8 protein-coding genes are annotated in these 10,086 nt (G+C 60.4%); 1 reads left to right on the top strand and 7 read right to left on the bottom strand.

Annotated elements, in window-relative coordinates:
* The first annotated feature begins 77 nt into the window (after positions 1-77).
* On the top strand, positions 78-1,109 hold the full coding sequence (locus ACEPP2_RS10940) for a diguanylate cyclase domain-containing protein (protein WP_395516613.1): 1,032 nt from the start codon (positions 78-80) through the stop codon (positions 1,107-1,109).
* Between the two features lie 140 nt (positions 1,110-1,249).
* On the opposite strand, the gene ACEPP2_RS10935 is transcribed toward ACEPP2_RS10940, so the two are convergent.
* The 7 genes from ACEPP2_RS10935 to ACEPP2_RS10905 form a co-directional block, all read right to left on the bottom strand.
* Positions 1,250-1,645, bottom strand: coding sequence for a RidA family protein (locus tag ACEPP2_RS10935; protein WP_395516612.1), 396 nt, complete (start codon positions 1,643-1,645; stop codon positions 1,250-1,252).
* Positions 1,646-1,688: 43 nt separating this feature from the next.
* A complete protein-coding gene (locus ACEPP2_RS10930; RefSeq protein ID WP_395516611.1) occupies positions 1,689-3,494 on the bottom strand; it encodes an ABC transporter ATP-binding protein in 1,806 nt (601 codons plus the stop codon).
* 2 nt (positions 3,495-3,496) lie between these two features.
* Complete coding sequence (locus ACEPP2_RS10925; protein ID WP_281979050.1) at positions 3,497-4,360, bottom strand: ABC transporter permease; 864 nt, start codon at positions 4,358-4,360, stop codon at positions 3,497-3,499.
* On the bottom strand, positions 4,357-5,298 hold the full coding sequence (locus ACEPP2_RS10920; protein WP_077548215.1) for an ABC transporter permease: 942 nt from the start codon (positions 5,296-5,298) through the stop codon (positions 4,357-4,359). Before ACEPP2_RS10920 ends, ACEPP2_RS10925 begins: the two co-directional genes overlap by 4 nt.
* A gap of 19 nt (positions 5,299-5,317) precedes the next feature.
* Complete coding sequence (locus ACEPP2_RS10915) at positions 5,318-6,835, bottom strand: ABC transporter substrate-binding protein (RefSeq protein WP_142587462.1); 1,518 nt, start codon at positions 6,833-6,835, stop codon at positions 5,318-5,320.
* 63 nt (positions 6,836-6,898) lie between these two features.
* Positions 6,899-8,383 carry a M81 family metallopeptidase gene (locus ACEPP2_RS10910; protein WP_077548013.1) on the bottom strand — a complete coding sequence of 495 codons (1,485 nt, stop codon included), beginning with the start codon at positions 8,381-8,383 and terminating at the stop codon, positions 6,899-6,901.
* Positions 8,384-8,900: 517 nt separating this feature from the next.
* Positions 8,901-9,989 (bottom strand): D-TA family PLP-dependent enzyme, encoded by a 1,089-nt coding sequence (locus ACEPP2_RS10905; protein WP_395516610.1) that lies wholly within the window; start codon positions 9,987-9,989, stop codon positions 8,901-8,903.
* Positions 9,990-10,086: the final 97 nt, after the last annotated feature.

Below are 10,086 nucleotides of genomic sequence, written 5' to 3'. Positions count from 1 at the left end.
GGTATCGGGAAGGGTATGCCTCTGCGGCAGATGAAAGGTGCGGCGCTCGGTCGAGCCACGCAAGACAGGAGGTCTTGATGGAAACCACCCTTACGGAAGAGCTACCGCTGGAATCGCGCCGACTGACGGCTGTCCGATCTCTGCTTGATCTCCATTTCGGGCCGACCCCTGAACTGGCTGCCACCGCAGAGCTTGCTCAGGGCGTGTTCTCCGTGCTGCGGGCAGGCGTGCATATCCTGGACGAAAGCTGGCTCAGGATCGCGGCCCAGGCTGGGTTGGAAATTGCGGAATGCGCCAGCGACATGTCGATCTGCACCCGCGTGGTCCAGAAGCGCGACCTGATCATCATTCCCGACCTGCGGGCGCATCCTGAGTTGCGCCTGATGCCCTATGTCACGGATGGACCAAGACTCAGGTTCTACGCTGGCGTGCCTCTGGAACTGGAGCCGGGGCTGATCGTCGGCACCTTCTGTCTCCTGCACGACGAGGTGAAGACGCTGACCGATGAGAATGTTGAAACCCTGCAGCGCTTTGCGGTGGTAGCGGAGGCACTTCTGCGTTTGCAACGGGCAAACTGCATGCTCAAGATCAGTGAAGACAATCTCAGCGAGGCCGCGATGCGCGATCCGCTGACACGGTTCTATAACCGCTTAGCTCTCGAAAAAGTTGTCGATGCGAACCTGTATGCCAAGAATGGCGAGAGCGAACTCCTCGGCGTTCTCTACCTCGACATGGATGGGTTCAAGGCGATCAACGACACATACGGCCATCGCGCAGGGGACGTAACGCTGCACGAGGTCGCCGACCGTATCCGCCAGATCGTGCGCGGCAGCGACGTGGTGGTACGTATGGGTGGCGATGAGTTCGCCATCTTCATGCCGAATCTGGGATCGCGCGATCGGCTGAAGCGTGTGGCGGAGCGGCTACTGGCGCAGTTCCAGGAGCCGATAACGCTGGACGGCAAGGCTGTATACGCTGGCGCAAGCATCGGTGGTATCGTTGCCGAAAAGGGCGATGTCGACCGAAACACCCTCTTGGCGACGGTGGACGCGGCCATGTATGAAGCAAAGGCCCGGGGGCGTAATTGCTTCGTCGAGAGAACTCTGTAGAGCCTCAGGCTGCCGCAGCGGGATGCGCATGCTCCCAGCGGTTGCCGTGTCACGTTGTATCTTGAAGATTTCCGCCTGACCGCGACGTGGTCATCACCATTGGTGCAACCCTATAATCGATGGGACGTGGAGCATCAGTGTCATTCCAACGGCTTGTACGCAATCACGTCCATCTCGACTTTCACGTCCACCATCATTGGAGACTGGACCGTGGAACGGGCTGGCGGGTGGTCGATGAAGTGCTTCTGGAAGACCGCGTTGAAGCTTGAGAAGTCGCGGGCATCGTCGAGCCAGACATTGACCTTCACCACATCCTCGAGCGTGCAGTCCGCAAGTGCGAGAACGGATCTGATGTTCTCGATCACCTGTTCGGTCTGCGCCACGATGTTGCCGACGATAACCTCGCCTCCGACCGTGGGAACTTGACCCGATACATAGACGAAATCGCCAGCACGGACGGCTTTTGCGAAGGGACGGCGCTGGCCGCCTGCCTGGCTGTCGGCGACGTCATAGCGGATCAGTTTCTTGTTGGTCATGGAATGCGCTTTCTGTTTGGTAAGGCCGGGCGTCAAGGCCGGGTCACAGCGTTTCCTGCACGAAGTGCATGGGTGAAACTTCACGATACGCCCGTTTGGGCGGGACGTAGTCAAAAGCGCGGACTGGGCTTTTGATCTCTTCCGAAAGTGGTGGGGCCATCTGGCCGCGCCGGGTCGGGTCCGGGATCGGCACCGCGGATATCAGCCGTCGGGTGTATGGGTGCTGGGGGTTTTCGAAGATAGCCGCCCGCGGCCCGATCTCGACAATCTCCCCGAGGAACATCACGGCTACCCGATGGCTCATACGCTCGACCACGGCCATGTCATGGGAGATGAACAGATAGGCGAGGCCATGCTGCTGCTGCAGATCCAGCAGGAGATTGGAGACTTGCGCCTTGACCGACACGTCGAGGGCCGAGACAGCCTCGTCGGCTACGATGAATTTCGGTTCGAGCGCAAGTGCTCGCGCGATCGAGATTCGCTGGCGCTGGCCGCCGGAGAATTCATGCGGGTGCCGATCAGCCATTGCGGCGGAGAGGCCCACCTGTTCGAGAAGCTGCGACACACGCAGCTTTGCCTCCTTGCGGCCCATCAGGCGATGGGCGAGGATGGGCTCAGCAATCGCGGAACCCACGGTGATGCGCGGATTAAGGGAGGCGAATGGGTCCTGAAAGATCATCTGCGAGGAGCGGCGCATCTCACGCAACTTGCGGTTATCTGCTTTTGTGACATCCTGTCCGTCGATCACGATCGACCCGGCAGTTGGGGTGAGGAGCCTGATGATGGCGCGGCCGGTCGTCGACTTGCCGCAGCCGGATTCGCCCACCAGCGCGAGTGTCTCGCCAGGGCGCAGGTCGAAGGACACATCTTCCACGGCATGAACACGCCCGTTCGGAAGATCGAAACGGACCGCGAGGTTATCGACCCTGAGGATCGGTTCCACCGTCTGTGGAACCGGGTTCATCTCGATGCCATCCGTCGCTTCTCCGGTTGCCGGATCGACCTCCGGGAACCGCCGCGGTGCGTTCGCAGCGCCCATCGTGCCGAGCCGCGGGATGGAAGCGAGCAGCGATTTCGTGTAGACGGCCCTCGGATTGGCAAAGATTTCGTGCGTTGAACCGGTTTCGACCATGTCCCCGCGAAACATCACCACGGTGCGGTCTGCTATTTCTGCAACGACGCCCATGTCGTGGGTGATGAACAGGATGCCCATGTTCTCCTCCCTCTGCAGTTCGCGCAGGAGGTGAAGGATCTCGGCCTGGATGGTCACGTCGAGGGCCGTTGTCGGTTCGTCGGCGATCAGCAGCTTCGGCCGGCAGGCGAGCGCCATGGCGATCATGACGCGCTGGCGCATGCCTCCGGAGAATTTGTGCGGGTATTCGTGCAACCGGGTCTTGGCGGCTGGAATGCGAACACGCTCCATCAGGCGCAGGGCTTCGGCTTCCGCTTGCCCCCATGACAGGCCGCGATGCAGGACAAGGGCCTCGGCAATCTGGTTGCCGATGGTGAAGACCGGGTTGAGGGAGGTCATCGGCTCCTGGAAGATCATGCCGATGGAGCCGCCGCGGACGGAGCGCATCTGCTTGTCACTCATCTTCAGGACATCTGTGCCGTCGAGCAGAATCCGGCCTTCGATACGGGATCGTCCTGCAGGCAGAAGCCGCATGGTCGACAGCGCCGTGACGCTCTTGCCGGAACCGGATTCGCCGACGATGGCAACCGTTTCGCCTGCATCTACATGCAGGTTGATATCGCGGATGACCGGGATCCAGCCTTCCGACGTCTTGAACGAGGTGGTCAGGTTCTCGACGGCAAGCACTGGCGGCGTCGTGGTCATGGCAGTGGTCATGATCAGCTTTCCTTGGCCAGTCGTGGATCAACGAAGTCGCGCAGGCCGTCCCCGAGCAACTGCAGCGAGAGAACCGAGAACACGATAGCCAGTCCCGGGAAGATCATCAGCCACGGGGCGTTGTTCATGTATTCACGGCCGGACGCGAGCATCGTCCCCCAAGTCGGCATGTCGGTGGAAACGCCGACGCCAAGGAATGAGAGGCTTGCTTCCGCCAGCATTGCCGAAGCAAAGACAAAGGTCGCCTGAACCAGGATGGGGGAGGCGAGGTTGAGCAGGACATGCCGGGCAAGGATTTGCCAGGTGGGCAGGCCCATGGCGACCGCCGCCTCGATATAGGGTAGTTCGCGCAGGACGAGCGTCGAGCCGCGTACAATCCGGGCGAGGCGGGGGGCATAGGTTATCCCGAGCGCGATAATGACAGTCGAAAGCGAGGGGCCGAGTGCAGCAACCAGCGCGATCGCGAGCAGGATGTCCGGGAAGGACATCATTGCGTCGAGGAGGCGGGAGATGGGCGCATCCAGGCTGCGGAAGAAACCGGCGGCAACTCCCAGGATCACGCCGAGTAGGGTCGAGATTGCGACGACGCCCAGACTGACGAGCAGCGAGATCCGCCCGGCGAAGATAGCCCGCGAAAAGATATCGCGCCCGAATTCGTCGGTTCCAAACAGGTTGGTCATCGACGGCGGCTTCAGTTTGTTGACGATCGAGAGCTTGTTCGGAGCATAGGGGGCAACCCATGGCGCAAGAAGTGCAGCCAGTATGACCACCACCAGGATGACGGTGCCGAGCAGCACCGCCCGGTTGCCGAACAGGCGGCGAAGGCCAGACACCAACGGCAGGGAGACGGAGGCCATCGTGGTCATTGGCGCACCCGTGGATCAACGAGGATATAAAGCATGTCTACGATGAAATTGATGAGCACATAGATGGCGGCGACAACAAGCAATGTTCCCTGAATCACTGGGTAATCGCGCCTCAGTACTGCCGATACGACAAGGTTACCAATCCCGGGCAATCCGAAAACGGTCTCCGTAACGACGGCACCGGCGACGAGTAGCGCGATCGACAGGCCGATGACGGTTATGATCGGGATCAATGCATTCTTCAGCGCGTGTTTCAGGATAACGCGACCTTCACCCGCTCCCTTGGCCCGTGCGGTCCTGACATAGTCGTCACCGAGAACGTCCAGCATGGCGGCGCGGGTGAAGCGTGTGATCAACGCGGAGTTGACGACGCCGAGCGCCACTGCTGGCAGAACAAGATGGTGAAGACGGTCAAGGAAAGAGGTGTCGGGACCACCATAGCCGGAGGCGGGAAACCAGCCCTGGCCGACAGCGAATACCTGGATCAGGATCAGGCCGAGCCAGAAACTCGGCACACTCGCCGCCACCATAGTCAGTGTAACGACGATCTGGTCGAAGATTGTGCCTCGCTTGACTGCGGACAATATCCCGACCGGTAGGGCAATCAGGACGGCGATCAGGATTGAGAACAGGGTGAGGAAGAAAGTCGGCTCCGCCCGTGCGGCAAGTGCCGTCGTGACGGGTTGGTTGAGGAAGATCGACTGGCCGAGATCGCCCTGCAATATGCCCAGCACGAACTGGCCGTATTGCAGGAGGAGCGGCGCATCAAGCCCCAGACGGGTGCGCAGTTGCGCGATGTCTTCCGGGGTCGCATCGGACCCCAGCATGACAGCGGCAGGATCGCCAGGCGTTACGCGAACGATGATGAAGACCACCGTCACGACAAGGGCGAGCACTATGGCCATTCCCCCCAGCCGTTTCACGAGTGCCTGAGCGATCCTTGCCATCAGTCAGTCCTTACTTCTTCGGGCTCACGTTCCAGAAATGCGGCCAGTACGTAGGCTCATAACCATCAACCCCATTGGCGAGACCGGAAACGGCGTTGAAGTTTCCCACCTTGTAGAGCGGAGCATCGTCATAGATGACGGTCTGGATGCCTTCCCAGGCCGCCTTCTTTGCGTCGTCGGTGGTGGCATCCATATAGGCAGCAACTGCCTTGGCCTTCTGCTCGGAGACATACCAGCCCGGATAGGTGTCGGTAATCGTGTTGATCGTCGTCGGATCGCCGGGGAAGTTGGAGTGGGTGATGAAGATGTCCCATTCCTTCGGATCAGCGCGGCGGGTCGTCAGCGTTGCCCAGTCCACCACCTGAAGGTCGACCTTGAAGCCCGCGGCTTCGAGATAGGCCTTTGCGACCTCGCCGATCTTGTAGTGGAACTCATACTGGCGGCTGGTCATCAGGCGCAGTGGCGTGCCATCGTATCCGCCCGCTTCCAGAAGTTTTGCGGCAGCTTCGGGATCGCCCTCACCATAGCGTTCGACGCCGGCTTCGGTGTGCCAGAAGGAGCTTTCCGGGAAGATCGAGGCATCAACGCTGAAGAAGCGGTCGTCGGAGAAGGCCGCCAGCATCATGTCGTTCGGATTGAGTGCGGCCTGAACTGCCTGGCGCAGTTCCTTTTTGACCAGAAGGCCTTCCTTCATGTTCATGTTCATCGACGCCCAGCCGGCATCCTTGAAGATGACGGGCTTGGCGCTGTCGCTTTGTTCGACACGCTCATAGGCGCTGACGGGAAGCGAATCCGCATAGTCGAACTGGCCCGAGATGAGGCCTTCGACGCGGGTATTGGCATCAGGCACGGGCACAAAGCGGATTTCCTTGGCGATCGCCTCGCGCTTGCCGGCATAGTTGCTGACTTCACCTTCCGGAGAGGTATAATCCTCGAAGCGGACGAGCTGGATGTACTGGTCAGGCTTGCGCTCCTTCAGCGCATAGGGTCCGGTGCCGACAAACTCGGTCAAGGTATCCGCGATCTTCTCGGACGGCAGGATGACCGAGGCCTGCGAGAGCGTTGCCAGTAGCGGCGCATAGCGCGACTTCAGCTTGATGACGACAGCGTGATCCCCGTCTTCAGTCAGGCTGTCAACAATCTCGGCAACCTGCTTGCCCTTCGAATTGATCGCCATCCAGCGCTTCAGGGAGGCGGTAACGTCCTTGGCGTCGAAGTCGCTGCCATCGTGGAACTTTACGCCCTCGCGCAGCGGAATCCGATAGGTGAGACCGTCTTCCGACAAAGTGGGCATGTCGGCTGCGAGGAGCGGCACCGACTTCCACTGGGCGTCGTAGGTGTAGAGCGTCTCGAAAATGTGCTGATCGATGGTCAGCACGATATCCGTCGGCGTCTGCATGACGTCAAGGGTTGGCGGTTCGCCGATCGTCGCGACGGTCAGTACGCCGTCGCTTGCCTGCGCCAGAGCCAGGCTGCTTGTGCCGGCCAGTGCTGCCAGCGTGATCAGAGCAAGTACATTCTTCTTCATGGTCATCCCCTTCTTGTGTTGCGTCGTTAATCAATCCGGCCGGCTTTCCTCCCGGCCGAAAGTTCAGGCATTATCCAGCCCCAGCGGGTCGGCCACGCGCGGCCAAAGCTCAAGGCTTGCCTTGCGATAGGGCGTGGTCGCCGGGTCGGTCGGATAGGAGGTCGGCGCGGCGATGTAGACGATCTCGGACGAGATCGGCTGGAAGCCGGCATAGAAATGGTTCGTCGACTTGATCAGTAGATATGACTTGCCGGAAAGTTCGACGCCCTGGTTGGTGAAGATGTCCGGCTCGTAGGTCTGGGTGCGGCTGGTGATCAGCAGGATATCGATATTCGTCCCGACGGGGCGGATGACGGCGGTGCTTCCGAGCGTCACTCGACTGTTCTGAAAACTTTGCCAGCCGGCATCAAATACCTTTGCGACAGTGACGCGCAGGTCCAGCGGATCACCGCCTTCCGGCCCGGATTTCCCACCGATGCGCAGGTTGATCTGCGCCCCTTCTCCCGCCGCATGGCAGAAGGTGACCGCGACGGGATCCCATATTGTTGCCACCGCGATGTTATCCAATCCGCGTGTCATCATGCGGCGGAGGATGTGGGTCGCGTCACCGGCCACGCCGCCGCCGGGATTGTCCCAGATGTCGGCGATCGTGACCGGCTTGTCGTGATGAGCGGCGCGGATGGCGACCGCCTTATCCAGGCCGGTCTCAGTGTCGAACATGGGCATGGCGGTCGTCTTGCGCAGGCTGTAGAGCTCGCGCCCGAGCCGAGCGGCCAGCGCGTCGCCCTTCTCCTTGTCGTTGTCGGTCACGACCACCATGCGCGTGCCCATGTCGGGCAGGTCGCCGGCCATGAAGCCGTGGATAACGGAGATGGAGAGGATGCCGTCTCTGCCTTCCAAGTCCTTGATACGGTCCACGAAGGACCGCATCGGCTCGCGGCTCGTAGGGAAAATGGTGATCATGCGGCAATCAAAGGTGGAGATGACCGGCGTGATCTCACCGCGCAAAGTCCTCAACGCCAGGTCAACAACATGCTCGCCACGCTGTTCGAAATCGGTGTGAGGAAATTCCTGGAAGGCGGCCATGATGTCGAGATTGGCGACCCGCAGCGCGGTCAGGTGGCTGTGCGGGTCGAACTCCGCAGCGATCAGCAGGCCGGGGCCAACTATGTCTCTGATGCGGGAAAGCAGATCGCCTTCCGGATCGTCATAACCCTGGGCGGCCATGGCGCCATGCAGGCCAAGTACCACCCCGTCGACAGGCATGGCTTCCTTCAGCTCCGAAAGGATCAGGTCACGCAGAGTCTCGTAGGTTTGTCGCTGGATCAGGCCGGCTGGTTCCGCCCAGCAGGAAGTACCCTCGATGACGGTAAAGCCTTCTTCCCGACTGCGACGGCGGAGGATCGGGACCACGGCGGAGCAAAGCGTGGGGGTATCCGGGTGCTCGCCCGGTCCGGCATAGAAGGCCGCCTTGAAGGCGTTCATATCGGTGGGGACGGGGGAGAAGGTGTTTGTCTCGGTCGCCAGCGAGGCGGTAAAAATGCGCATTCCGGTCCTGTCCACATACACTCCGGCCTTCGCGCCACCGCTTTGGCGCGCGCTGCCATCGTATCTTTGTCATGAAGCCGAGAAATCTGATCATGCCTCTCTGGGCTGTGTCAGCCAGAGCAGGTTCAGGCTCTCGATATCCCGTTTTCTTCAGTTCGCCCGTTCACCGTTACGGTGTAATTTATTTTCGTCATAATGCGTCAAAATGGTTTCAAGTCAATGCTTCTTCCTGGTTTCTAACAGGCCGGTGTAATTAATTTTCTTCTTGAGCGAAATCGCGCATCATTTTCGTAAGGGGGAACTGCTCGGAACTCGTTTCACGATGGGCGGAAGGGCCATTATTGCTTTAAGATCATCAGCTTCCGGCAACTCAGGTGGGAGGTTGATCCAGAACGAGGCCTCGCTCCCCATGAAAAAGCAGGCCCGCAAGAGGCCCGCCATTTTCGTGACGTTCGCTGGTTCTGGATGCCCGGCCCATTCGCTCAGACCCTGAGGAAGCAAAAAAATCTAAGGTGCTTCACCAGACAGTCCCGCGTGCATCCACTTTCTCGACGCGGGTGACGATGCCGTTGCGGTGGAAGACCATCCGTTCGAAAAGATTGCTCACGACGCAGGTGTGGTTCGGGACTACCTTGACCATTCTGCCAATCTGAGGGAAAGGCTCGGTGCACTTGGAAAGATCGACCACCGCATGTTCCTCTGACAGCGAGACGATGCGGGCGCCTTCGAACCCATCGATCGCACCGTAGTCGGTAAAGCCGAGAAGGTCGGAGGTGAGGGCCTTGGAACCGCAATCCAGCACGGACCGATCCTCTGCAGGCCGCGAAACCACTGTGGCAATGACATGCATGGCAAGGTCATCGGCACTGCAATGACCGGCGCGGACCATGCTGCGGTCGTTATAGACATAGGTGCCCGCCCGATGTTCAGTAGCAGATGGCACGAGATGGGCGGCGAACAGATCCGGAGAGCCGCCGCTGGAGCGGACGGGGCAGTTGATACCCTTTCCCGACAGTAGCGCCATGGTTCGGGCCAGGAACGCTTCCACTTCAGCCGCTCCGCCGACGGCCGGGTAGGTCATGATCCCTCCAAAACGCAGGCCGGGCGCTGCCGCCACCTGTTCGGCAAGCAAGGCCGCCGCCTCCGGCGTCTGCACGCCACAGCGCCGGGCGCCGGTGTCGCATTCAATCAGCACCGTCAGCGGCTGATCGGCACTGAACGTGGAAGCGAGTCCAGCGATGGTAACTTCGCTGTCCGCTACAACGGCAAGCTTCGCGACCCGTGAATTCAGGGCCTTCAGGCGGGCGAGTTTGGCGTGCCCCAGAATGTTGTAGGTAATCAGGATGTCATCGAAGCCCGCCTCGGCAAATATCTCAGCCTCGGTCACCTTCTGGCAATTGAGACCAACCGCGCCAGCGTCCAACTGCTGGCGTGCAATAGCCGCGATCTTGTGGGTCTTGATGTGCGGCCGGAACGCCTTGCCGTGCTGATCGCAATAGGCCTGGGCGCGCGCGATGTTGGCAGCCAGTCGGTCCTCGTCGATCACCGGCATTGGAGTCGCAATCTGCTCAAGCGGTGTGCCGGCTTCCGGCCAGGGATAGTCCATGGTGAACCTCATCGGGAAATGGAGCGCCACAATTGCGGCGGCAGTGGTTTCTTTTATTTTCTTTCCAGCTGCGGATTGATTGATGGCTGCCCGTACT

This window comes from Pseudorhizobium flavum, assembly GCF_044142885.1.
Lineage (GTDB): Bacteria > Pseudomonadota > Alphaproteobacteria > Rhizobiales > Rhizobiaceae > Neorhizobium > Neorhizobium flavum.
Note: the sequence above shows the minus strand (reverse complement) of the source record. Positions and strands in the feature narration are given on the sequence as shown.